Below are 24,072 nucleotides of genomic sequence, written 5' to 3' on the forward strand. Positions count from 1 at the left end.
ATGCTGCCCGGTTACTTATCACAGGACATTCAGCGGTATTTTCAGATAGACCGTGCCATTGTCCTCGGCCGGCGGCATATGCCCCGCGCGCATATTCACCTGCAGGGAAGGCAGTATCAGACGCGGCATGTCGAGTGTGGCGTCGCGCGCCTCCCGCATCTCAACGAAATCGTCCTCGGTCTTGCCTGCCCCCACATGGATGTTGTTCGCTTTCTGCTCCCCCACAGTGGTTGCAAATTCCACCTCGCGGCCGCCGGGCTGGTAGTCATGGCACATGAAAATCCGCACCTCGTCCGGCAGTGACAGTACGCGCATGATGGACTGGTAAAGCACGCGGGCGTCACCACCCGGAAAATCCGCCCGTGCGGTGCCGGCATCCGGCATGAAAAGAGTGTCCCCCACAAACGCGGCATCGCCGATGAGATGGGTCATACAGGCAGGCGTATGTCCCGGTGTGTGAATGGCATGACAGACGATATTGCCGATGGTGTATTGTTCTGCATCGGTAAACAGGTGATCAAACTGGGAACCATCACGCTGGAATTCGGTACCGGCGTTAAAAATCTTGCCAAAGGTTTCCTGTACGGTAACAATTTCCGAGCCAATGCCGAGCTTGCCGCCCAGTTTCTCCTGAATATAGGGCGAAGCGGATAAGTGATCGGCGTGTACATGGGTCTCGATGAGCCATTCCAACTCAAGCCCCTGCTTGCGGATGTAGTCGATAATCCTGTCGGCACCGTCCAGATTTAAGCGTCCAGCCGCATAATCGAGGCCCATCACCGAATCCACCACTGCGCAGGCACTGGAAGTAGGATCCTTCAACACATAGGAAAAGGTACTGGTCTGCTCATCGAAAAACGGCACAACTGCGGGTTTGTGCTCAAAATCTACTTCAAAGTCGATGGTCTGATTCATGGTTTCGCTCCTCAATCTCATGTTAGTCATAGGACAATTCGGTCGCCTTGCCGCGAAAAACACGGTAGACATAAATGGTGTAAAAAAGGATCGCGGGCAACGTGATAACAATGCCCACCAGAGTAAACAAAAGGGAACTGACAGAGGCCGATGCCTCCCAGATCGTCATCTCACCGATGATGATATCGGGATAGATACTGTAGGCCAGCCCCAGTGATGCCATCAGGCAGATCAACACAATCGCGACGAAAATCACCCAGCTGTAACCCTCGCGGAGCCAGTTGTCACGCTGCAGGAGCCATACGATGCCCGCGTAGAGCACCAGGCAGGACACTGGAATCGGCAACAGTCCTATGAAATTCGGCAGCGTGAACCATTTGGCGGCGATAGCCCCGCTGGCAATCGGCGTGGCTACCGACACCGCCAGCAGACCCAGCCCGGTGGGCAACACCGACCAGCGAGCCCAACGCAACGCCTTGTCGAACAAGGCGCCTTCCGTTTTCATTAGCAACCAGGTCGATCCCAGCAGCAGATAGAACGCCGGCAGAGTCAGCCCGATTAACAGGGCAAACAGATGGCTAGTCAGATCACCGCGCAGGCCAGTGACATAGGCACCAAGCATCCAGCCCTGGGAGACCGCGGCGACCAATGACCCCAGAAAGAAGGCCCGGTTCCACAACTGCTTGCGATGGTCACCCGCCTTGACGCGCAGATCGAAAGCTACCCCACGCAGGATTAAACCCATCAACATCAGGGTCACGGGGATGTAAAGCGCTGTCAGGATGGCACCGTGAGCCATGGGAAAAGCGATCAACAGCACGCCCACACCTAGTACGATCCAGGTTTCATTGGCATCCCAAAACGGACCTATGGACGCGATCATGATGTCTTTTTCCCGCTCGTCGGCGGCCGGCAAAAGCAGGCCTACCCCCAAGTCGTAACCATCCAGCACGACATAGATCAACAACGCCAGTCCCATGATGGCGACATAGATAATTGGTAACCAGAATTCCATCAGTGCGCTCCCTCCGTGCCTTGCTGCTGCGAAACGATTGGTTGTTGTTTTATCGCCAGGGATGCCGCCGGTTTACTAGCCAGATAACGCAAGGCGCCGATATAGGCCATCAGGAGAAAGACATAGAGTGCGACATAGCCCAACAGAGTCCCCGTGAGCGTCGCGGAGGCGTGGTCCGCCACCACATCCGCAGTACGCAGCACGCCATCGACGATCCAAGGCTGACGGCCGATCTCGGTCACATACCAGCCGGCTACCACCGCAACCCAGCCGGAAAAAGTCATCCACGAGAGCGCCCGCAACAAGGCCGGACCAGGCGCCCGGTCGCGCCAGACATACCAGGCAGCCCACCAGCTAACCAACAGCATTAAACTGCCAACCGCCAGCATGACCCGGAAGGACCAGAACACCCAACCCACAGGAGGATGATCGACGAATTCGCTCAAGCCTCTCACCTCACCGTCCAGTTCGTGGGTCAAAATCCAGCTGGCGGCATAGGGGATCTTCAGTGCAAATCGCGTTTCCCGGCTCTCTTCATCGGGCAAACCGAAGACCGTAAAAGGCGCGCCCTTCTCCGTCTCCCAGATCGCCTCCATGGCCGCGATTTTCGCCGGTTGATGCTCTAGCGTGTTCAGCCCGTGGATATCCCCCACCAGGATCTGCAAGGGCGCCAGCACCGCGGCGATGACAATACCGGTTTTCATGACGTGCCAGGTTGCCGGCCCGTCGACCTTTTTTCTACGCCGCCAGGCACTGACCCCGGTGATCAAAAAGGCTGTGGTCAGAAACGACGCCAGCGTCATGTGAATAAACCGATAGGGAAACGACGGGTTGAAAATAACTGCCCACCAGCTGTCCACCATTACCCGGCCGTTTTCCATGGAAAAACCAGATGGCGTTTGCATCCAGGAATTGAGACTGAGAATCCAGAAGGCAGACAGGAGGGTGCCGAAAGCCACGAGAAAGGAGGAGATCAAATGCATGCGATTTGATACCCGATCCTTACCGAACAACATAATCCCGAGGAAAGAGGCTTCGAGAAAGAACGCAGTCAGCACTTCATAACCCAGCAGAGGACCGGCGACATTGCCGGCGCGTTCCATAAAACCCGGCCAGTTAGTGCCGAACTGGAAACTCATGGTGATCCCGGAAACCACACCCATGGCAAACGTCAGGGCAAAGACTTTCACCCAGAAATAGTAGGCATACTCCCAGGCTCTGTCGCCACTCAACGTAAAGCGGGCACGAAAATAAAACAACACCCAGGCCAGGCCGATGGAAATACTGGGAAAAAGAATATGGAAAGTTATGTTGGCGGCGAACTGCATGCGCGCCAGGACAAAGGCATCAAATTCCAAAAGAGACTCCCCCCAATTATGGTGAATGGAGACGCCGGCTCCACTGTGGGGTGGGGTGGACTGCATGTCGCGTTCCACTATGCCAGCAACTCTGATCTTGAGATTATTATCGCAATCCTTATGCCAAGTGTTTATCAAATAACACTATATGCAGTAGTCGATTGTTTTACCTGAATTTTTTTAGAAAAAAACTCAAGAGTGATAAAAGCAGTTGCCGTAGCCAGCCCACCTTTGTCATTATTGGCAAACACGTTTGCCGGATTTGACAGCCATGCACTTGATTGCCAGCGATACCAATCAGGATGCCGCCCGCATACTCGACGGGTTTGAATGCCCGGCCATCCTGGTCACCAACGACTACCGGATCCTCGCCACCAACGAACGATACCTGGAGAGTTTCGGCGAGATCGAACCCGGACGCCCCGCTCATTGTTTTGAGGTATCTCATGGCTACGACCGCCCCTGCGATCAGGCCGGCGAGACTTGCCCCCTGGCCACCTGCACAGACTCCCGAAAAAAAGAGCGGGTTCTGCATATTCACAATACATCTCGGGGGAAGGAATATGTGGACGTGGAAATGCTACCCATCCTGGACGATGAGGGACGCCCCAAGTTTTTTGTAGAGTTATTAAAGCCGGTCAACATCGCCAGCGCAGAATCCAGCACTATACAGATGGTGGGCCGTAGCCCCCCCTTCAACCGCATGGTGGATATGATCAACCTGGTTGCAGCCAGGGACACCGCCGTGTTGCTGCTGGGCGAATCCGGGACGGGCAAGGAAATGGCCGCCAGCGCCATCCATCAAGCCAGCCCCAGGCGCGATCGCCCCCTAGTCACCGTAGAATGTGCCGGTCTTACAGAGACGCTGTTCGAAAGTGAGCTGTTTGGACACGCCAAGGGGGCGTTTACCGGCGCCACCTCCAGGAAAGCCGGATTGATAGAAGCAGCCGAGGACGGCACGCTGTTTCTCGACGAAATCGGCGACGTGCCACTGGGCATGCAGGTCAAGCTTTTGCGCTTGCTGGAAACAGGAACCTATCGTGCAGTGGGCAACACGGAAATCAAGCGCGCCCGGTTTCGGCTGATTTGCGCCACTCACAAGAATCTGCCGGCACTAATTGAGCGCGGCGGGTTCCGCGAAGATCTCTATTACCGCATCAATGTCTTCCCCATTGAGCTACCACCACTGCGCAAGCGGTACGAAGACATCGCTTTGATCGCCAAATCCGTTCTCGAGAAAATCAGTGGCGGCGACAAGCTCCATATCAGCAATTCCGCCGTCAAACTCCTGCAACAACAGACCTTTCCGGGGAACGTCCGGGAATTGCGCAACCTACTAGAGCGCGCGCTAATCTTCAAGCAATCCAATGTCATTGATGACTCAGTGATTAACAGGTGCCTGAACGGCTTACCGCAGATACTGAAACCTCGCATCGAGCAACTGGACATCGATCTCAAGACACTGGAATACAATCACCTGCGGAAGTTAATGTCAGCGCACCAGGGGGACAAGGACAAAGTAGCAAAGATCGCTGGCATCAGTGTGCGTTCGCTGTACCGCAAACTCGCCGAGGAGTAACAGACTTCTGAAAACAAGAACACCTCTCGTGAAGACGCGAAGACCGCCAAGTGGCTAGATGCATTATTTTTTCTAACTGACCCGCCCCCAATCAATATCACAGTAATCAATGAGTTATTACACATAAAAAATGCTAAACCAAGCTAACAAAAAGGCCTGCAAACACTGGGCTTGCAGGCCTTCTTGGGATTTATTGAGAGTATGCTTGGACGTTTACATCATGCCGCCCATACCACCCATGCCACCCATACCACCCATATCGGGCATGCCACCACCAGCATTGTTCTCCTGGGGTGCCTCTGCCACCATGGCTTCGGTGGTCACCATCAGACCGGCAATCGAACCTGCCGCCTGCAGCGCTGTACGGGTCACCTTGGCCGGGTCGAGAATACCCATGGCGATCATGTCACCGTATTCACCTGTGCCGGCGTTGTAACCGTAGTTGCCTTCACCTTGCTTGACCTTCGCCACCACCACAGAGGCTTCTTCACCAGCGTTGGTAACGATCTGGCGAAGCGGGGTTTCCATGGCACGACGGGCAAGACTGATTCCGGCATCCTGGTCGTGGTTTTCACCTTTCAGTGACTCAATTGCCTGAAGCGCACGAATCAGGGCAACACCACCGCCGGGCACAACACCTTCTTCTACTGCAGCGCGAGTGGCGTGCAGCGCATCTTCCACACGGGCTTTCTTCTCTTTCATTTCCGTTTCAGTGGCAGCACCGACCTTGATCACGGCAACACCGCCAGCCAATTTGGCAACGCGTTCCTGCAGCTTTTCACGGTCGTAGTCCGAGGAAGTATCTTCGATCTGCGCACGGATCTGATTGACTCGACCCTGAATGGCGCCGTGATCGCCGGAACCGTCCACAATAGTGGTATTTTCCTTGGTCATGGCCACGCGCTTGGCAGTACCCAGGTGATCCAGCGTCGCTGACTCCAGGTCCAGACCCACTTCTTCAGAAATCACCGTACCACCGGTGAGCACAGCAATATCCTCCAGCATGGCTTTGCGACGATCGCCAAATCCCGGCGCCTTACAGGTGGCGACCTTGACGATACCGCGCAGATTGTTCACTACCAGCGTAGCCAGTGCTTCACCTTCCACATCTTCCGCGATAATAACCAATGGCTTGCCGGCTTTGGCAACATTTTCCAGCAGCGGCAACAATTCGCGAATATTGGAAATTTTCTTATCAACCAACAAAATGAAGGCATCGTCGTGTTCAACGCTCATGCTTTCCTGATTATTGATAAAGTAGGGTGAAAGGTAACCGCGATCAAACTGCATACCTTCCACGATATCCAGCTCATTCTCCAGACCGGTGCCCTCTTCTACGGTAATGACGCCTTCCTTGCCAACCTTGTCCATCGCCTCGGCGATCACATCACCGATGTGGGCATCACTGTTGGCAGAAATCGTACCGACCTGGGCAATTTCCTTGTTATTGGTGCAGGGCTTCGCCAGTTTCGCGATTTCTGCCACAGCAGCGATCACCGCTTTGTCGATGCCACGTTTCAGGTCCATCGGGTTCATACCCGCAGCAACGGACTTCAAGCCTTCATTAACAATCGCCTGGGCCAGCACAGTGGCTGTGGTAGTACCATCGCCCGCATCATCAGATGCTCTGGAAGCGACTTCCTTCACCATTTGCGCACCCATGTTCTGGAACTTGTCCTTCAGCTGGATTTCCTTGGCCACAGAAACACCATCTTTGGTGACGGTGGGCGCACCAAAAGATTTCTCCAAAACCACATTGCGGCCCTTTGGCCCCAGGGTAACCTTTACGGCGTCCGCCAGAATATTGATACCTGCTAGCATCGGGTGGCGTGCATCATCTCCAAACTTTACGTCTTTGACTGACATAATTAACCTTCCTTAAAAATCGTGCTAATAGAATGTACTGAGTGACGAGGTATCAAGCGGTTATAACGGCTTTGATGTCGTTTTCAGCGAGAATAACCAGTTCCTGGCCATCAATTTCAATGGTGTCGCTGCCGGCATATTTACCGAATACCACCTTGTCGCCAACTTTGACGTCGACCGGACGGACTTCACCGTTATCCAATACTCGCCCACTACCTACGGCGACGACCTCACCTTCATTGGGCTTTTCCTTGGCAGAGCCAGGTAACAGGATGCCACCAGCTGTTTTTTCTTCTTCTTCCTTGCGACGAATAACGACACGGTCGTGTAAGGGACGAATTTTCATTGTGTTTCTCTCCAACTTTTAACGTTCTACCCTATTAATAAGAACAGAGTCCGGATGTAACCGAGCTGTGCACTATGTGGAGGCACCTGAAGGTATTTCAAGGGCCCTAAAAAAATATTTCGCGCATTCAACCTTCATTTTTTCTCGTCTTGGTCCCGCCAGAATTCCCCCTCCAAGGTCTTGCCCCGGTCTTTTTCAGGGGCCTGATCGGCAGAAAAGGGGTCACGGGCAGGCGGCGGCTGATGGCGAGCCACCACCAGATTTTTCACAAACCTGGAGACCAACCAATACCGCACAGGGGGGGTCAGGCCGGCAAAACCCAGCACATCGGTGGCAAAACCCGGTGTCAGGAGCAGCGCGCCGCAAACAGCCAGCACGATGGCTTCCGCCATTTCCATTGCCGGCAACTCCCCGACATCCATTTTCTGTCGCGCCCTGAACAGGGTTGCAAAACCCTGCGCCCGCAACAGCGCGACACCCACTACGGCCGTGAGCAACACCAGACCGATGGTAGGCCATGCACCAATCTGCCGCCCAACCGTAATCAGCAACCACATCTCCACGACCGGCATGACGATAAAAAGCAGCAACAGATATCTCAAAGCCGTCCTCCTGAACCCATAGCCAACGAAATGGGGGCGGTCGTCGCTAAATTCAAGGCAATCAGTAGACGAACAGAAGAAAACATTTCTATCATTCACTATGAAACACGATGACCAACTACGTATCTACAGTGTGCTCAATGCCATTCCCTCGGGGCTCGTTACCAGCTACGGTTGCGTGGCCACACTCGCACAACTCCCCCGGGGCGCCAGACAGGTGGGCAGACTCCTCAGCCAGCTTCCCGCTGAAACAACACTACCCTGGCACCGGGTACTCAGAGCCGATGGCGCAATTGCCTTTCCGCAGAACAGCCCATCATACCGTCGTCAGCTGCAACAACTTGAAAGCGAGGGCGTAACCGTCACTCAGGGCAGAGTGGATTTATCCGAGTTTGGCTGGAAAGGCTGACCCGCAACCGTTGCGTGTCGCCACAACAACAAGGAGAGCAACACAGCGGGCAATCCCATCAGAGCCGCGTAGGTAAAAAACACCTCATAACTGCTGGCATCGACAATCACACCGGAAAATCCGCTGAAAAATTTTCCCGGCAACGTCATCAACGAACTGAATAACGCATACTGGGTTGCCGTATAGGCCCGATTGGTCATGCTGGACAGATAGGCGATAAAAGCGGCATTGGCAAAACCACCACTCAAATTGTCGCCACTGATGGCTACCGCCAGCCAGGTCAGATCAGCGCCCACCAGAGCGAGCTTCACAAACAGCAGATTGGTCAGTGCTACCATCACCGCACCGGCAAAAAGGGGCCGGAATATACCGTAACGTACCACCAGAAGCCCCCCCAGAAAGGAGCCGACCAGGGTCATCACAAAGCCGTAGAGCTTGCCGATATTGGCGATATCCGTTTTGCTGAAACCGAGATCGAGATAAAATGGGTTGGCCATGATGCCCATCGTGATATCACTGAGCCGATAAAGGCCAATAAAGGACAGGATTAGAATGGCCCAGGTCCCGTTGCGTTGGAAAAATTCCACAAACGGTGCCACCACCGCTCCCAGAAACCAGCTTTCCAGCCTGCACCACCAACCGGATTGATCGGCATGCAGCCGATGCTTCAAACCTGATTCAAGCTGTCGCGTTTCTTCTGGAACAGCCCGCTGGGGTTCACTGACCAGCAACACGGTTACCACGCCGACCAGCATCAGCAGTGCCATACACAGATACGCCGTACTCCAGCCTGACCAGTCGGCGAGATAAAAGGCACCGGCACCTGCCACCAGCATGGCGATCCGGTAACCAAAGATGTACATGGCCGACATGGCGCCCTGATATTCATCAATGGCCGACTCGATCCGGAATGCATCGATGGCCACGTCCTGGGTAGAGGCTGAAAAAGCCACCAGTAGCGAACAGATGGCCACACTGACCAGCGACACAGTCGGGTCGGTGAGCACCATTGCCACCAGCCCCAGCATCACCCCCATCTGACCGAGCAATATCCAGCTGCGTCGCTGACCCAGCAGCCGGGTCAACACCGGTAGTCTGAGACGATCCACCACCGGCGCCCAGAGGACCTTGATGGAATAGGTGATGCCCACCCAACCAAAAAAACCGATCGTGCTGCGACTGATCCCCAGATCCCTGAGCCAGGCGGTCAGGGTCGAGAACACCAACAACAGGGGCAAACCGGCAGCAAAGCCGAGAAATAGCATGGCAATGACCTGTGGCCTGGAGTAGACCCGCACCGCCTCACCCCAGCTTGCCGTACCATCTTTCAATGCCATAACGACGCCTCTCCAAACAGGGCAATACCCTAACAGATAAACCTGCAGATGCTATACACTACGCCGCCATGACAGCCATCCTCGAAGTACGCAACCTGAGCAAATCATTTCGTTCACTGAAAGCCGTGGATGATATCTCCTTTGCCATTCCCAAAGGGGCCTGTTTCGGGCTACTCGGGCCCAATGGCGCAGGAAAAACCACCACCATCGAAATGGTGGAAGGCATCACCACCCCCAGCTCGGGTGAGATCTACTACAAGGGCAAGCCCAGAGACAGTAGCTTCCTGGAGGAAACCGGCATACAGTTTCAATCCACCTCGCTGATGGACTATCTCAGAACCCGCGAAGTGCTGGCCCTGTTTGCCCGCTTTTACGCCAACAGCACGCCCATTGAAGCGCTGATCGAGTTGTGCCAACTGGAAGATTTTCTGGACACCTATGCCACCCGCCTGTCCGGCGGCCAGCGCCAACGCCTGTTGCTGGCGGTGGCACTGATTAACGATCCGGAAATTCTGTTTCTGGACGAACCCACCACCGGACTCGATCCCCAGTCCCGACGACATTTCTGGTCATTGATACGAACCATCAAGGCCCGCGGCAAAACCGTGCTGCTCACCACCCACTACATGGAGGAAGCCGAGCTATTGTGCGATCAGCTGATCATTATGGACAAGGGCAATATCATCGCCGAGGGGTCGCCCCAATCCCTGTTGCGCCAGCACTTCAAGGACAGCTACATCTGCCTAAACAGGGAAGATCTCGACGATGACTTGGCAAGCCTTGGCAGCCGGGTTGAGGTGCGTGAAGACGGTATTGCCATCGCCACCTCCGAAGTCGAAAAAACCCTCGCCGAGCTGGTGGCCCTCAATATCAATCTACGCTCCCTGCGAGTCCGCAACCCCTCACTGGACGATCTGTTCCTCAAACTCACCGGCCACCATTTAAGGGAATAAGCCCATGCGACGAATACTGGCCCTGTGGATGGCGAGAAACCGCGAATACTACCGGGACAAAGGCTCCCTGTTCTGGTCCTTCATTGCCACCCCGTTCATCGTGATTGTACTGGCGGTCGCGTTCTCCTCCGAAAACGAGGAAATATTCCGTGCCGGCCTGTTAATCGACGGCGCTTCTTATCGCACTTACACACACCCATTTGGCGAAGAAACCGCCATTGGCCTGGTGGAATATACCGACCGACAGGAGGCCCTGCGGCGGGTCCAGTTTCATCAACTGGATATTCTCCTCACCACCCAACAACCACCCCGGTACTGGGTCAATACCGAATCAGCCAAGGGCCGACTACTGGAAAAACTGCTGCTCGCCCGGCAACAGACTGGAGCAACCTCGCCACCTCAATCGGACTGGCAGAGGCAGGAAGTCAGCGGGAAAAAAATTCGCTACATCGACTGGGTCATCCCGGGAATACTGGCCATGAACATGATGTTCAGTGGTCTATGGGGAATTGGCTATGTCATCGTTCGCTACCGCAAAAACGGTGTATTGAAGCGGCTTCAGGCTACCCCTCTCAGGGCCTGGGAATTTCTGATATCTCAGGGGCTGTCGCGACTGGGCATCATGCTTGCCGTCACCGTCATTGTGTTTCTGGTCTGCCATCTGTTCATCGGTTTCATGATGGCCGGCAGTTATCTGCTGTTATTGCTGATTGCCATCATCGGCAACCTGTCCATCATCAGCATTTCACTGCTGATGGCCGCCCGCACCGCCAGTGAAGAGCTCGCCAACGGTCTGCTCAACCTGATCAGCTTTCCCATGCTGTTGCTATCGGAACTGTGGTTCTCGCTTGACGATGCACCCAACTGGTTACAGCAACTATCCCAACTGCTGCCGTTAACCCACCTGGTGTCGGCCGCCAGGGGCGTCATGCTGGAAGGCGCCGGATTCCTACAGGTCGCTCCTCAGTTACTGGCACTGGTCGCCATGACAGCAGTATTCATTACCCTGGCAGGCCTGTTGTTCCGCTGGCACGAATGAACCACCCTCACCAGAGCACTACCAACAGCGCCACCATTGACAGCGCAAAGATCAAGGTCCGGGTGAACAACGCCTGAAGGTTGGCCGGCATCTCTTCACCGGCTGCATTGAGCGCCACCTCATCCTCGGGCACAGCGTGCTCCGCATAACCACCTAACACCTCGGCACTTTCGGCAGAAGAAAAGAAGGAACGCTGCCAGCGCCTGAGACAGGCCGAAAAATTACCCACAAAGCACATGGATATACCCACCAGCCTGACTGGCAACCATTCCAGCAACCAGAGCCAGCCGGCATCGACAGACTCGCCGGTTGTGCTTGCGCGATCCCGCCGAATCACCGACAACCGGTATAACAGTGCACCGGGAGCGCCCGCCAGGATAAACCAGAACATCGCAGCAAAATAACGTTCGAAGTAGCGGTAGGCAATCACCTCCAGGGCCGCCTGGCGGGACTGATCCGCATTCATCACATCGTCCTGACGCTCGGGGCTGAGCACCGCAACATCGCGATAAGCTGCCTGATGATCACCCCGCCCCAGGTCTTCCTCATAGTCTGCTACCTCAGGCTCCAAGCTGCCGCGCCCGAGCGCATAGAGAAACACAAGCAAACTCAGCACAAACTGCGGCAAACCCAACCAGCTGTTGCCCAGCAACCCGATCACCAGCGCCAGGGCAGCTACCGGCAGCAACAGGGTGATCAGCTGCTGCACGCGGGGAGCAGACTGAAGCTTTGGCCAGTTGGCAAGCCGATCACAGAACCGGTGAAACCAGCCATCGGACTGGATCGACGCCAACGAACCCAGCTGACGCAACAGCAAAAGCCCCACCACAATTACAATAAACTCCATATCACGCCTCCAGGGCAGCACTTAATCGCCGCCAGTCAAAGCAGGGGCCCGGATCGGTCTTGCGGCCGGGAGCGATGTCACTGTGACCGACAATACGCTGTTTTGATAGACCGGGGTAGTGCGCCAGCAAAACCCGAACCAGCGCCGCCAGACAGCGGTACTGCTGATCGGTGTAGGGCTTGTCATCACTGCCCTCTAGCTCTATCCCCAATGAAAAGTCATTACAGTTTTCCGCCCCGTCAAAGCAGGACTGTCCCGCATGCCAGGCACGATCGTGAAACGATACAAACTGCACCACGTCACCATCGCGCCGGATCAACAGGTGGGCGGAGACCCTGAGATCGACAATTTCGCGAAAATAGGGATGAGCGTCGGCATCCAGGCAATTGGTAAAAAAATCGCAGATGTGCGTCCCGCCGAATTCACCGGGCGGCAGGCTGATATTATGGATCACCAGCAGAGATAGCGCTGCCGTTGCCGGGCGCTGATTAAAATTTGGCGAAGGCACATGCCGCGCACCCGTCAGCCAGCCCTGCGAATCGATAGAAAAACCAGAAATAGTCTATGCTCCCGGCAAAGAATCACCTGAATACTAGGCAAGCCGATGGGGGTTGTCCATGGGTTGAAGAATCAGCGGGGGACGGCACCGCAACCCCCTGTTTGCAGCAGGTAAGCCGACATAGCTTCAATGCACCGATTTGGATTGGCACATCTCACCGACCACACCTTCCAGGGCACGATCAAACAGCTGGTTTTTTTCCAGTGGACGCAGCTTCTCACTTTGCAAATCCATCGCCACCCGGTTGCGGTGCTTTTCAGATACCTTGGCACCCTGGCGATTCACGAAAATAAATTTACCGGAAGGCAATACAACACCCGCCAGCTTACAACGCCGCTTGTCGGCACTGTCATCGGTCATTTCAACCCAGGCTCCTCTGGTGAGGCTATCGGCGCGACGCAGATATTGCTCATCCACCGAGCCGACGGAATCTTCCTCCAGCGCTGCGGGATTACCCGGAATATTGGTTCTGAGCGCATCCACCAGCACCGACTGCAGTGGACTGGCAGACACCCCCTGACGCAGGTTCTCCTCACTGCTGAGCTCACCACGAAAATATTGCTCCATCGCCCCCAGCAAACGGCCCATGTCATAGGCGTCGTAAGAAACATTTTCCAGGCTTTCCTTGATGGTTGTCAGTACTGGTGCGACAACCCCGGCATCCGCCTGCCCCTGCGCGACCAGTTCAAGCAAACGGTCCAACACTCGGATGCTGCCATGCCATTCTTCAGAATCCTCACCAGACCGCAAGTGATTCAGAAACAGCACCTTGCACCAGGCGTCCTCGGCAAAACTGACGACAAAACGCGGCAGAGTTTTGCCCTTTACGCGTTCCATCAGCACTCTCACCACGGCCTGATGGGCATGATTGACCTTTTCCGTGGCAGTCGCCTCCTCCATCAGCCGCTGCTCAAGCACGGCAACACGGCGTCGCTCCTTGTCTACCAGATCAATGAAATTCAGCAACAACTGCGTCAGCGCCGTATGATCGCCGGGGGGCTGTCCAGCCAGCTCATCGGCCACACCGGAAATCGCTCGCGCAACGGGGTCTTCGTCAACATCGACCTTTTCCGTGTAACCGATGGACGCTTCGGCAATTTCGTTTAACAGCCGTCTGGCTGGATGCTTTTCCCGATCAAAAAATGTGCTGTCCTTGAGAGCCAACTGCAGAATAGGCAACTCCAGCTTGCGCAATTCCGTCGCCAGTTGGGCACAGGCAATCGTCTGGTGATTGACCCTGACAAACAACCTGTCGAGCAAATCGACGAGCCCTCGTTCAGTCCCATCGAGGCGAGCCTCTCCCTGCTGCTCGAGATGGTCATCAATGAGCTGCAAAAGCCCCTCGCTATCATCAGCTTCCGTACTGACTGCATTGGACCAGTCCTGTTGTAAGTTGCCCACCATGGAAACAAGCTCATCTCCCTCAATTCGCTGGTGCATGCCGGCATCAGAACCCGAAGCTCCCGACGGCCCCCAGTGCAACAGATTTTTCAATTGGGAAAGCAACTGACCATAGCGCTGACCATCATCCTGTCTGCGCTTCTTCGCCTGACCGGCACCAGCCTGACGGCGACTATCGGTAGCGCGACTATCCGGGTCGGGCCGACCAGCGGCCTCTCCAGAGGCAGGGGGAGAGGAAGAATGTGTAGCGCCAGCCGCGGATGTCAGCTCCGACGGCGGCGCCGGGGGTTTTTCCTGCTGACGCGGCTCAGCCCGGGCCTTGCGCAACTGCTCCAGATCGGGCAACACCCCCATATCGCTGAGGCGCTTGTTACCCTCCACCAGGAAGTCCTTCAACGACACCATTACCTGGCGATCAAACAACTTAAACAGCACCAGTTTAACCGGCAGCTTGAGCTCGAGGTGGGCCACAGCCTCATTAAAGGATTCACAGATGACTTCGGGCCCGACCGGATTATTTTTCAGGGTTACCGAAGCCGGGACCATTGAGCTAAGACGAGTATTGAGGGCTTCGAGTTCAGGCTTACAGAGCTCTGATACCCGAAACACCATGGTATCCAGTGCGATAATTTCTTCGAGCTGTTCGTTCTCGACCACTTCCAGCCCTTCGGGCTCCTGACTGGGTAATTCCGGATCATGGTACTGGCCCAGCTGCTGAAAGCTCTGGGTGAGCACGCCAAAAAAGTTGTGCTCAATATTTTTTCGTTCCATCCGGATCAGACGCATCGCGTCAAAATACATGGTTTGCTGGCGGTTATTGTCTGCACGATCGGCCAGATCGAAAAAAGTGTCATCCACCTGATCAAACATATTGTTCAGACGGGAGGAAAGGAACGTATGGATACGCCCCTTCAGTGCCAACAGTGGCCGAGGCAACCGAAACAAAGCTACTGATAGCTTATCTACATCTGTCACTTCCGCCCTCTATTCCAGAATAACCAGTTACTGATCATAACTTACCTGCACACTTGAGTCCCAGGTTGTCCTGGAAGAATAGCTTAACAACAGGGAACAGCAACGGTGTCAAGCCGCAAGAGAGGCTGGCTATGCCACCAACTGTTCATTTGCCGCAGAAGAGGGCATTAGAAAAGTAGGTGCTGGTCCTAGTGGGCCTGACGGCTGGTTCGAATATCTTTTATGACACGCTCCAGGGTATTGTCAAACAAGTGTGAGTTATCCAACACAACCAGATTTTTGTTTTGTATGCTGATGGCAGTCCGGTTGCGGTTCATCTCAGCAACCTTGGTGCCCTGGCGGTTCACAAAAATATAGATACCGGGGGGGGATATAACCCCAGCCACCTTGCAGCGCTTGTTCGAAGAAGTTTGATCCAGAAAATCAACCCAGGCGCCGCGGCAGAGAGAATTGAGCGCCTTCAGAGACTCTTCATCAGGGTTTGCCACCTCATCACCCTCGGTGACAGCGTCCTCCTCCAGTTTGCGATGCCCGGGCATCTCCGTTTTAATTTTCCTGATAACCACTGTTTCATGTGGTTTATTGGAAACAACGACTGTCTGAACTTTCGGCTCTGCGAGATCTTCCGTTTGGCCGGGCGAGTCCTGAGCGGTCGGTTCTGCTTGGCCAACACGCTCCTCGGGTTTCTCGTTTTCAGCTTTATTGCGATAAAAGTATTCCTCGAGCCTGATTATCAGCCGTCCAAGATCGTAGGATTCATAAGCGATATCTTCGAGGTGCTCCTGAATGGTGGCCAATAACGACTTGACGTCGTCATCACTCACCTCGCCGTCATCTGCATGCGCCAGTACCCGGTCCAGTATTTCAACTGCAGTTTCCCACTGCTCGGGCGACGATTCAGTCCGCAGACAGGCCATGAACATGACCCGACACCAGGCTTTCTCGGCAAAATGTACCAACAGTCGAGGGAAAGACTTGTCCTGCATGCGCTCATTCAGGGTCTTGTCGACCAACTGGTGTGCCTGGTTGACCTTTTCGGAGGCTGCAGCTTTCTCTATAACCCGCTGCTCCATCATGAGGGCCTTGCGACGCTCCTTTTCTGTCAGCTGAATAAAGTCGAGCAGCAACTGTTTAAGGTCCTCCGTACCCATGGTTTCTTCTGCCGAAAGCTTTTGGGCGATTTCGGAGATGGCTCTACCCACAGGATCGCTGTTGATATCCACATCCTCGGGGAACCCTATGGCAACCTGTGTTATCTCATTGATCAATCTTCTTGCAGGGTGTTTCTCCTTATCAAAGAAACTGGGGTCCTGAAGTACAATTCGCAAAAGGGGTAATTCGAGCTTCCGCAACTCACGGGAAAACCCGCCCGAAATATGGTTTTCACTGCGCATTCTCGAGAACAGCTGATCCAACAGGCTGACCACGCTGTAGTCCTGACGCCCCAGACCCGGGCCACCCTGCTGCTGGAGTCGCTCCTCAATCAGGCCAAGCAGCCCTTCTTCGCTATGGCTGTTCTCGCCCCACTCACGCTGCAGACCGGAAACCAGAGAGACCAGCTGATCCTGGCTGATTGATGCGCCAGACGCCGAACTGTAGCCATAATCCGGCTGCCCCAAAAACTCCTGTAATTGAGAAATAAGCTGGCTGTGTCCGCCGGCCCTCTCAGCACCCTGTTTTGCAAAGGCGGGATTCCCTTCATGATAATCCGGTTTTTTTGCCGTACCACCAGCCTGAGCAGATTGACTGGAATTGATCGCTTTTTTTGCCTGCTGCTTTTCCAGCTCAGGCAACACACCGAACTTACGGAGCAACCGGTTACCTTCAATCAATAGAGGCCCAACAGCATCCATGACATGCCGGTCAATCAGTTTAAGCAGCACCAGTTTTGAGCGAATGTCTATTTCCAGCTCCAACAACGTCTGCCGCAGTGATTCACAGATAATTTCCGGCCCAAGAGGGTTATTAATGGCGGTAACGTCACTCGGCACTATGGAATTGATACGCATCACCAGCAGCCTGAGATCGTATTTATGGCGCTTTGCAACTTTGGAAACCATGCTATCCATGGCTATCATTTCTTCGAGATCTTCGTTTTCTACCAGTGTGAGGCCCGCCGGGCTCTCCGTTGCGACTGCCCGCTGGCTGGCCCCCCGATACCCCCGGTTGCCAAGTCGTTGAAACGAATTGTCGATGGCCTGTGAAAATTTATGCTCAATGGATTTTCGCTGCAGACGAATCAACCGCATGGCATCAAAATACGTTGCCTGTTCACCGTTACTTGCCGCCCGATCGGCAAGATCGAAAAACGTATCATCCACATGGTCAAAAACCTCAGCCAAGCGCTGATCCAAAACGACTTTTGCGTGATCTCTCAACTGTCGAAGCGACTCAGGCATTTCAAAGCCTCGGCCCTTCATTTTTTCAGCCTCAACTAATTTCAAACGTTCGTTCATCATTGTGTGGCCTGCTCGGAGATAAATCGTATTAGACGAAATGGTGAAATATTGACTCGGATTATAGGTTCCCTGCTCAGCACCAGGGATAGGTGAAACGCCAACCAGTTCCCAAAACGGGCCAGACGATCCTCACTTTGTCCAAAATCGAGAAACAGGTCACACTTGTCGCCACCAATAACTGCCGCAACTTATTCAGCCCGAGTCTGTTCCCCCATAAATGACTGCTGTAATATGCCCGGATCGCAGCTGGATACCCTATGTCAAACAATTTGCCTGAAAGCCATATCTCCGCCACCGTCAAGCAAGCCCTCGCAGAAGACATCGGCGAAGGGGATATTACCGCCCTCCTGATTCCAGAAGAAAATAGTGCCGAAGCCAGCGTCATTACCCGCGAACAGGCGGTGGTATGCGGAACAGCCTGGGTGGATGAAGTGTTCGCCCAGCTGGACCCCACCGTCAGGATTGAATGGCAGGTTCGCGACGGCGACGAGGTGAAACCGGGGGATATTCTCCTGACCCTCTCAGGGTCGGCCCGCAGTCTGCTGACCGGTGAGCGCACGGCACTTAACTTTCTGCAGACCCTCTCCGGCACAGCCACCATTTCACGGCAATTTGCGGCACTGGTAAAAGGGACGACCATCCAGATTCTCGATACCCGAAAAACCATACCCGGCCTGCGTCTGGCACAAAAATATGCGGTGACCGTAGGCGGCTGCCACAATCACCGCATCGGGCTATACGACGCCTTTCTGATCAAGGAAAATCACATCGCCGCCTGTGGCGGTATCGCCGCCGCAGTTACCAGGGCACGGGAAATCGCCCCCGACAAACCCGTCGAGGTGGAAGTAGAAAGTCTGGAGGAGTTTCAGCAGGCACTGCAGGCCGGAGCCGACATTATCATGCTGGACAATTTCGATGAAAAACAGATCCGCGAAGCCATCGCCATAAACCGTGGGGGCGCCAGACTGGAAGTGTCCGGCAACCTGGAAGTGGACAACCTCGTTGCGAAAGCTATTGAGGGGATCGATTACCTGTCATCCGGCAGCCTGACGAAGCACTGCCGGGCCATTGACCTGTCGATGCGGATACAGTTGAAAAATCTGCCTGGCTAGACCCACTCCGCCATCAGAGCAGCATAGGACTCATCGTCCGGAATCTGGCGCGGCGGATGCTTGCAGAAGAAAGCCGAGGGAATGTCCACAGCCCCACTGATGCCGCGCTCCAGCGCCAGCTTCGCACAGCGAAGGGTATCGATGGCGACTCCGGCAGAATTTGGCGAATCCTCCACCGACAGCCGCAGCTCAATGTTCATCGGCACATCACCAAACAATTTGCCCTCCATACGGATAAAGCAGACCTTGTTGTCATTCTGCCAGGGCACATAATCACTCGGTCCCACGTGAATATTCTCATCGGCCAGCCGCTGGGGAATGGCGCTCTGCACCGCTTCAGTCTTGGACTCTTTCTTGGAGGCCAGACGGTCCCGGTTCAGCATATTCAGAAAATCCGTGTTGCCACCGGTATTCAGCTGGTAGGTCCGCTCCAGTTTCACACCACGGTTTTTGAACAGGTTACCCAGCGTGCGGTGGAGAATCGTCGCCCCCAACTGGGCCTTGATATCATCGCCAATAATCGGCAAGTGCTTTGCCTTGAAGCGGGCGGCCCAATCGGGATTGCTGGCAATGAATACCGGGATATTGTTAACAAAGGCACAACCGGCCTCCAGGGCACACTCCGCGTAAAATTCCGTGGCCTTCTGGGAGCCCACCGGCAGGTAATTCATCACCACATCCACAGCTGCGCTTTTTAGTTGCGCCACCACATCGGCCAGGCTCGGCTGGGACTCGGCCCCGGGCAAGAAAGTACGGTCATCGCCGTAACCGGCCATGTGCTCGGAATAGCCATCCAGCACATTGCCCATCGAAACCGTTACACCGCAGGGCGGCACATCCGGACAAAACACCGTGGTGCAGTTGGGCAGTGAAAAAATCGCCTCGTTGACATCCCGGCCCACTTTTCGCTTATCGATATCAAAAGCCGCCACTACCTCAATGTCTTCCGGCCGGTAACCGCCCAGTTCGTAATTCAGCAAACCGATTGAATCCTGCACCCCGCGCAAACGGTAGTGGTAAATCCCCTGAATCAGCGAGCTGGCACAGTTGCCCACACCTACCACAGCTATTCTTATTTTCTTTCTTTCCACTTCTGCTCCTTAAACATAAAAACAGCAAACACTAATCGTCGCTGACAAACCTGCCAGAGGTTACAAATACCACCCGCCGGTGCAAGGGATAATTAATAGCCAATGCCACTACCATCGCCACCAATATCCTCGCCAACAAATAATCCAGCGCAAAATAGGCCACCAGCGCCAACACCCCAACCACATTGGTTGCGGCGGCTATCAGACAAACCAGCATGTAGCTGTATATCTGCCAGCCAATACCCTCCCGGTGGGCATTGAAACTCCAGCGACGGTTGAGAAAAAAGTTTACCAGCCCGCCACTGATCGGCCCAGCCACCACAGCAAACGCCAGCGGCAAACCCAACACCTGAAAACACAGCATCATCACCAGAAAATCGATCGCCGTGGCCACCACAGCCGATGTCTGCGCCCGAAAAAACATCCCGTCAGCCCGCCCGTGCCGACAGGTACAGCGCCTTGAACCGCAGCGCTGCAGAGACATTACCCAACACGGCCAGAACCCAGATCACCAGCAATAACGGCAGGCCCTGCGGCCAGAATGCCGAGGCCGCCAACCCCAACAACAGATACACGTAGCGCTCCGTGCGCTTCATGGCACCCCGGGGAACAGCCAATGTCATGGCCTCCGCCTTGGCCGTGGTGTAACTGATCATAAACGACCCGTGAATCGCCAGCAGACAGGCCAACAGGGCCCAGAACTGATGGCGGAAAAACAGGGCACACCCGGCCAGCAACATAAAATCCACATAGCGATCAATAGTCGAATCGAGCACCACACCACCGCGATCCGCTGTCGCCTGCAACCGCGCCAGCATACCGTCCAGTACATCGCTGATACCGGACAATAGAGCCAGGAAAAACCCGTAGCCAAAATGGCCGAGGGCAATCGACGCAGCGGCAAGCAGGCCGAACAGCAAAGACACGAACGTGACCTGATTGGGTGTTACCGAACAGCGTTGCAGCAATCTCACCAGCGGCTCGACAGACCAAACGGCAAAATTCATCACCCCCTTGCCGAGCAACGCACTGCCACCCTGGCGGTCCACCCGCTCATAGCGTTTGAAACCTCCGCCGGCCAACCCCCGCAGAAAATAAATCAGGCCGAGCGACAGCATCAACACAAATACCGCCAGCACAATCCATGCCTCGCTCTTTATCACCGCGAACACCCAGGGACCGGACCGGCTCCAGTCGGCAACCAATGACGGCGACTCCGCCCGAATAACATGCCAATCAACATGGTTATTTTTATTTCACCTTCAGCCAGCATCTACGACCGGGGGAAACCTGTGCTGCTCTGCTCCCTCGACACCGGCCATTATAGGAAGGTCAAGAGCCGCTTCCCACCGTTTATTTCAAACCGATGACACCCGTTGCAATGAGAGGTGATAATTTGATCCAGCGCAACGATCCGCCACATATTTCTCAAAGCGACTGTTTCATTTAATAATAAATCTCATTACCATTAAGGGTTATTTCTACCGGAGAGGGTGTTATGCAAATCAGTAGGCGTTTTTCACACTGTATTCTGGGCCTGCTTCTGGCCTGCTCCACGGCGGTTAGCTCAGCCGCTGAGGTCAACTTGTATTCCGCACGGATCGAAGCACTGATCAAACCGTTGCTGGACACCTTTACCGAACAGACCGGTATCGAGGTCAATCTGGTCACCGGCGACGCCGACGGTCTGATTCAGCGCCTGAAGAGTGAAGGCCGCAACTCCCCCGCAGACATTCTGCTCACCACCGATGTGGGCCGCCTGTACCGGGCCAAAGAGGCCAACCTGACCCAATCGGTGGAATCGACCACACTGGAGCAGAATATTCCCGTAATGTATCGCGATGACAGCAATCACTGGTTTGGTCTGTCCCTCCGTGCGCGGCCCATCCTTTACGTCAAGGACAAAGTGGACCCGGCCGAACTGAGCAGCTACGAAGACCTCAGCGACCCTAAATGGAAAGGCAAAATCTGTATTCGCTCTTCCAACAATGTTTACAACCAGTCCATGGTGGCATCACTGATCGCCGCCAATGGTCTGGAGGCCACCGAGGAGTGGGCCAAGGGGCTGGTGGCCAATTTCGCTATGCCACCCAGAGGGGGCGATCGCGACCAGATCAAGGCGGCGGCGGCCGGCCAGTGCGACCTGGCCATCGCCAACACCTATTACCTGGCGGGCATGCTCACCAGCGATGACGAAGAACAGCGGGCTGCCGCCGAGAAAATGGCCGTGTTCTGGCCCAACCAGGATGGTCGTGGCGCTCACGTCAATATCTCCGGTGCTGCCGTCACCGCCTCGGCACCCAACCGCGACAACGCCATTGCCCTGCTGGAATTTTTAAGCACCGATGCAGCACAATCCTGGTATGCACGTGAAAATGGCGAATACCCCATCCGCAATGATATCGAGATCGGTCCGGTACTGAGCAGCTGGGGCACCTTCAAGGCGGACCCGGTGGAACTGTATAAGCTGGGAGCCGGCAATGGCGAAGCCCTGCGCCTGATGGATCGGGCTGGTTGGCGCTAGCAGCCTGCCAAGCCCCCTCCATGCCAGACTCTCCACGACAACAACAGACACTGATCAGTACCGGCGCAGTGCTTCTGGCACTGTTGCTGGCGCTGCCGGTGATTGTCGTGGTGAGCTACGTGTTTGTACCCACTGGCGAAATCTGGAGCCATCTGGCCACCACGGTGCTGCCGGACTACATTATCAACTCGCTGCTGCTAATGCTTGGCGTCGCCATCGGCACCCTGCTGATCGGAGTGAGCACCGGCTGGCTTACCAGCATGTGCCAGTTTCCCGGCAGGGGCATTTTCGAATGGGCCCTGCTGCTGCCCATGGCCATGCCCGCCTACATCATCGCCTACACCTACACCGGCATGCTGGACTTCTCGGGACCCGTACAAACTACCCTGCGGGAACTCACCGGCTGGGGCTACGGGGATTATTATTTCCCCGATCTTCGCTCAATCGAAGGGGCCGCCATCATGCTCACACTGGTGCTCTACCCCTACGTTTACCTGCTCAGCCGCGCCGCCTTTCTCAATCAGTCCATCTGCGTACTGGATGCCAGCCGCACTCTGGGCAACGGCCCCTGGCGCACCTTCCTGTTTGTCGCCCTGCCATTGGCGCGACCGGCGATAATCGCCGGGTTGTCGCTGGCATTGATGGAAACCCTCGCGGATTTTGGCACCGTGCAATATTTCGGCGTCTCCACCTTTACCACCGGCATTTTCCGCACCTGGTTCGGCATGGGCAGTGCCGCCGCCGCGGCCCAACTGGCTGCAGGGCTGATGTGTTTCGTGATGATTCTGATTCTGGTTGAGCGCTACTCCCGACGCCGCGCCCGTTACCACCACACCAGCCGCCGCCACCAGGATATCCACCGCTATTCACTGCGGGGCATGCGGGCCGTTGCGGCAAGCGGTTTCTGCTTCGGTATCGTCGCGCTGGGATTTCTGCTGCCCGCCACTCAATTGCTGAGCTGGACGGTCAGTGTTGCCGACCAAGTGCTCGATGCACGGTTCATGGGGCTGGTGACAAACAGTCTCGAGCTGGCCAGCTACGCCGCCGTGCTGGCTCTGTTACTGGCTTTACTGCTGGCCTACAGCCAGCGACTGTTTCCCGGCAAGGTTTTACAGGGTGCCGTCCGGCTGGCGGGCATGGGCTACGCGGTGCCCGGTCCGGTGATCGCGGTAGGCGTGATGATTCCGTTTTCCTTCATCGACAACAGCATCGATGGCTGGGCGCGCAGCAATTTCGATATCTCCACCGGGCTCATGCTCAGCGGCACCGTGGTGGCCGTGATTTTTGCCTACCTGACCCGGTTTCTTGGCGTATCGCTGCAAACGGTGGACAGCGGCCTGAGCAAAATCACCCCATCCATGGACGAAGCCGGTCGCTCCTTCGGTTATGGCCCCCTGCAAATACTCAGACAGGTGCATGTGCCGATGCTGAAGGGCTCCCTGCTCACCGCCCTGCTGCTGGTCTTTGTCGACGTCCTTAAAGAGCTCCCGGCCACCCTGATTTTGAGGCCCTTCAACTTCAATACCCTCGCCGTGCGCGCCTACGAACTGGCATCGGATGAACGTCTCGCCGAGGCTGCGCCCGCTGCCCTGGCCATCGTCGCTGCTGGTATACTGCCGGTCATCTTGATCAGTTGGACCATTACCCGGACCCGCCGGGTGGCCGTCACCAGGGATACCCCATGA

At 55.3% G+C, this 24,072-nt stretch carries 21 protein-coding genes; 7 read left to right on the top strand and 14 right to left on the bottom strand.

Annotated elements, in window-relative coordinates; translation table 11 throughout:
- Window positions 1-18 precede the first annotated feature (18 nt).
- Genes AACZ64_RS07325 through AACZ64_RS07335 form a run of 3 tightly spaced genes read right to left on the bottom strand, consistent with a single transcriptional unit; the run spans window position 19 to window position 3,354 of the window.
- Window positions 19-915, bottom strand: coding sequence for an MBL fold metallo-hydrolase (locus AACZ64_RS07325; protein WP_293613540.1), 897 nt, complete (start codon window positions 913-915; stop codon window positions 19-21).
- A 22-nt stretch (window positions 916-937) separates the two neighbouring features.
- On the bottom strand, window positions 938-1,930 hold the full coding sequence (locus AACZ64_RS07330) for a cytochrome d ubiquinol oxidase subunit II (protein ID WP_293613541.1): 993 nt from the start codon (window positions 1,928-1,930) through the stop codon (window positions 938-940).
- The gene (locus AACZ64_RS07335) at window positions 1,930-3,354 is read right to left on the bottom strand and encodes a cytochrome ubiquinol oxidase subunit I (RefSeq protein WP_339639836.1); all 1,425 of its coding nucleotides are present in this window, start codon (window positions 3,352-3,354) and stop codon (window positions 1,930-1,932) included. The genes AACZ64_RS07330 and AACZ64_RS07335 overlap by 1 nt, the downstream gene beginning before the upstream one ends.
- A gap of 187 nt (window positions 3,355-3,541) precedes the next feature.
- Here AACZ64_RS07335 and AACZ64_RS07340 point away from each other — a divergent pair, with 187 nt between their 5' ends.
- On the top strand, window positions 3,542-4,867 hold the full coding sequence (locus AACZ64_RS07340; RefSeq protein WP_339639837.1) for a sigma 54-interacting transcriptional regulator: 1,326 nt from the start codon (window positions 3,542-3,544) through the stop codon (window positions 4,865-4,867).
- A gap of 213 nt (window positions 4,868-5,080) precedes the next feature.
- Here AACZ64_RS07340 and groL read toward each other — a convergent pair whose 3' ends face one another.
- From groL to AACZ64_RS07355, 3 genes are all read right to left on the bottom strand, one after another.
- The gene (groL, locus tag AACZ64_RS07345) at window positions 5,081-6,733 is read right to left on the bottom strand and encodes a chaperonin GroEL (RefSeq protein WP_293613542.1); all 1,653 of its coding nucleotides are present in this window, start codon (window positions 6,731-6,733) and stop codon (window positions 5,081-5,083) included.
- A gap of 52 nt (window positions 6,734-6,785) precedes the next feature.
- Entirely contained in the window at window positions 6,786-7,079 is a 294-nt protein-coding gene (gene groES / locus AACZ64_RS07350; protein WP_293613543.1) for a co-chaperone GroES, read from the bottom strand.
- A 134-nt stretch (window positions 7,080-7,213) separates the two neighbouring features.
- The gene (locus AACZ64_RS07355; protein ID WP_293613544.1) at window positions 7,214-7,681 is read right to left on the bottom strand and encodes an FxsA family protein; all 468 of its coding nucleotides are present in this window, start codon (window positions 7,679-7,681) and stop codon (window positions 7,214-7,216) included.
- A gap of 100 nt (window positions 7,682-7,781) precedes the next feature.
- On the opposite strand from AACZ64_RS07355, the gene AACZ64_RS07360 reads away from it, so the two are divergent.
- The gene (locus AACZ64_RS07360) at window positions 7,782-8,090 is read left to right on the top strand and encodes an MGMT family protein (RefSeq protein WP_293613545.1); all 309 of its coding nucleotides are present in this window, start codon (window positions 7,782-7,784) and stop codon (window positions 8,088-8,090) included.
- Here the strand turns inward: AACZ64_RS07360 and AACZ64_RS07365 are convergent.
- On the bottom strand, window positions 8,048-9,427 hold the full coding sequence (locus tag AACZ64_RS07365; protein ID WP_339639839.1) for an AmpG family muropeptide MFS transporter: 1,380 nt from the start codon (window positions 9,425-9,427) through the stop codon (window positions 8,048-8,050). The genes AACZ64_RS07360 and AACZ64_RS07365 overlap by 43 nt on opposite strands.
- A 68-nt stretch (window positions 9,428-9,495) precedes the next feature.
- Between AACZ64_RS07365 and AACZ64_RS07370 the strand changes: the two genes are divergently transcribed.
- Window positions 9,496-10,380 (top strand): ABC transporter ATP-binding protein, encoded by an 885-nt coding sequence (locus tag AACZ64_RS07370; protein WP_200877041.1) that lies wholly within the window; start codon window positions 9,496-9,498, stop codon window positions 10,378-10,380.
- A gap of 4 nt (window positions 10,381-10,384) precedes the next feature.
- The gene (locus AACZ64_RS07375) at window positions 10,385-11,419 is read left to right on the top strand and encodes an ABC transporter permease (RefSeq protein ID WP_339639840.1); all 1,035 of its coding nucleotides are present in this window, start codon (window positions 10,385-10,387) and stop codon (window positions 11,417-11,419) included.
- A 7-nt stretch (window positions 11,420-11,426) separates the two neighbouring features.
- Here AACZ64_RS07375 and ampE read toward each other — a convergent pair whose 3' ends face one another.
- The 4 genes from ampE to AACZ64_RS07395 form a co-directional block, all read right to left on the bottom strand.
- Window positions 11,427-12,266, bottom strand: a complete 840-nt coding sequence (gene ampE, locus AACZ64_RS07380) for a regulatory signaling modulator protein AmpE (RefSeq protein ID WP_293613547.1) — start codon at window positions 12,264-12,266, stop codon at window positions 11,427-11,429.
- A gap of 1 nt (window position 12,267) precedes the next feature.
- Window positions 12,268-12,825: a 1,6-anhydro-N-acetylmuramyl-L-alanine amidase AmpD gene (gene ampD, locus AACZ64_RS07385; protein ID WP_051921201.1), complete on the bottom strand. Its 558-nt coding sequence runs from the start codon at window positions 12,823-12,825 to the stop codon at window positions 12,268-12,270.
- A 126-nt stretch (window positions 12,826-12,951) separates the two neighbouring features.
- Window positions 12,952-15,201 carry a DUF1631 family protein gene (locus AACZ64_RS07390; protein ID WP_293613548.1) on the bottom strand — a complete coding sequence of 750 codons (2,250 nt, stop codon included), beginning with the start codon at window positions 15,199-15,201 and terminating at the stop codon, window positions 12,952-12,954.
- 188 nt (window positions 15,202-15,389) lie between these two features.
- A complete protein-coding gene (locus AACZ64_RS07395; protein WP_293613549.1) occupies window positions 15,390-17,660 on the bottom strand; it encodes a DUF1631 family protein in 2,271 nt (756 codons plus the stop codon).
- Window positions 17,661-17,917: 257 nt separating this feature from the next.
- Between AACZ64_RS07395 and nadC the strand changes: the two genes are divergently transcribed.
- Complete coding sequence (gene nadC, locus AACZ64_RS07400; protein WP_339639841.1) at window positions 17,918-18,772, top strand: carboxylating nicotinate-nucleotide diphosphorylase; 855 nt, start codon at window positions 17,918-17,920, stop codon at window positions 18,770-18,772.
- Here the strand turns inward: nadC and AACZ64_RS07405 are convergent.
- The 3 genes from AACZ64_RS07405 to AACZ64_RS07415 are packed head-to-tail and all read right to left on the bottom strand — an operon-like array spanning window position 18,769 to window position 21,026.
- Complete coding sequence (locus tag AACZ64_RS07405) at window positions 18,769-19,863, bottom strand: inositol-3-phosphate synthase (protein ID WP_339639842.1); 1,095 nt, start codon at window positions 19,861-19,863, stop codon at window positions 18,769-18,771. The genes nadC and AACZ64_RS07405 overlap by 4 nt on opposite strands.
- A gap of 31 nt (window positions 19,864-19,894) precedes the next feature.
- The gene (locus tag AACZ64_RS07410; RefSeq protein ID WP_339639843.1) at window positions 19,895-20,287 is read right to left on the bottom strand and encodes a GtrA family protein; all 393 of its coding nucleotides are present in this window, start codon (window positions 20,285-20,287) and stop codon (window positions 19,895-19,897) included.
- A gap of 4 nt (window positions 20,288-20,291) precedes the next feature.
- Window positions 20,292-21,026 (bottom strand): CDP-alcohol phosphatidyltransferase family protein, encoded by a 735-nt coding sequence (locus AACZ64_RS07415; RefSeq protein ID WP_339639844.1) that lies wholly within the window; start codon window positions 21,024-21,026, stop codon window positions 20,292-20,294.
- Between the two features lie 335 nt (window positions 21,027-21,361).
- Here AACZ64_RS07415 and AACZ64_RS07420 point away from each other — a divergent pair, with 335 nt between their 5' ends.
- Together AACZ64_RS07420 and AACZ64_RS07425 are read left to right on the top strand one after the other, a co-directional pair.
- Window positions 21,362-22,387 carry a Fe(3+) ABC transporter substrate-binding protein gene (locus AACZ64_RS07420; RefSeq protein WP_293613552.1) on the top strand — a complete coding sequence of 342 codons (1,026 nt, stop codon included), beginning with the start codon at window positions 21,362-21,364 and terminating at the stop codon, window positions 22,385-22,387.
- A 20-nt stretch (window positions 22,388-22,407) separates the two neighbouring features.
- The gene (locus AACZ64_RS07425; protein WP_293613553.1) at window positions 22,408-24,072 is read left to right on the top strand and encodes an iron ABC transporter permease; all 1,665 of its coding nucleotides are present in this window, start codon (window positions 22,408-22,410) and stop codon (window positions 24,070-24,072) included.

This window comes from uncultured Porticoccus sp. (assembly GCF_963975625.1).
Lineage (GTDB): Bacteria > Pseudomonadota > Gammaproteobacteria > Pseudomonadales > Porticoccaceae > Porticoccus.

Coding starts and splice junctions, on each gene's coding strand:
- AACZ64_RS07325 (WP_293613540.1), bottom strand. CDS start 915: ATGAATCAGACCATCGACTTTGAAGTAGATTTTGAGCACAAACCCGCA.
- AACZ64_RS07330 (WP_293613541.1), bottom strand. CDS start 1,930: ATGGAATTCTGGTTACCAATTATCTATGTCGCCATCATGGGACTGGCG.
- AACZ64_RS07335 (WP_339639836.1), bottom strand. CDS start 3,354: ATGCAGTCCACCCCACCCCACAGTGGAGCCGGCGTCTCCATTCACCAT.
- groL (WP_293613542.1), bottom strand. CDS start 6,733: ATGTCAGTCAAAGACGTAAAGTTTGGAGATGATGCACGCCACCCGATG.
- groES (WP_293613543.1), bottom strand. CDS start 7,079: ATGAAAATTCGTCCCTTACACGACCGTGTCGTTATTCGTCGCAAGGAA.
- AACZ64_RS07360 (WP_293613545.1), top strand. CDS start 7,782: ATGAAACACGATGACCAACTACGTATCTACAGTGTGCTCAATGCCATT.
- AACZ64_RS07365 (WP_339639839.1), bottom strand. CDS start 9,427: ATGGCATTGAAAGATGGTACGGCAAGCTGGGGTGAGGCGGTGCGGGTC.
- AACZ64_RS07370 (WP_200877041.1), top strand. CDS start 9,496: ATGACAGCCATCCTCGAAGTACGCAACCTGAGCAAATCATTTCGTTCA.
- AACZ64_RS07375 (WP_339639840.1), top strand. CDS start 10,385: ATGCGACGAATACTGGCCCTGTGGATGGCGAGAAACCGCGAATACTAC.
- ampE (WP_293613547.1), bottom strand. CDS start 12,266: ATGGAGTTTATTGTAATTGTGGTGGGGCTTTTGCTGTTGCGTCAGCTG.
- AACZ64_RS07395 (WP_293613549.1), bottom strand. CDS start 17,660: ATGATGAACGAACGTTTGAAATTAGTTGAGGCTGAAAAAATGAAGGGC.
- nadC (WP_339639841.1), top strand. CDS start 17,918: ATGTCAAACAATTTGCCTGAAAGCCATATCTCCGCCACCGTCAAGCAA.
- AACZ64_RS07410 (WP_339639843.1), bottom strand. CDS start 20,287: ATGTTTTTTCGGGCGCAGACATCGGCTGTGGTGGCCACGGCGATCGAT.
- AACZ64_RS07420 (WP_293613552.1), top strand. CDS start 21,362: ATGCAAATCAGTAGGCGTTTTTCACACTGTATTCTGGGCCTGCTTCTG.
- AACZ64_RS07425 (WP_293613553.1), top strand. CDS start 22,408: ATGCCAGACTCTCCACGACAACAACAGACACTGATCAGTACCGGCGCA.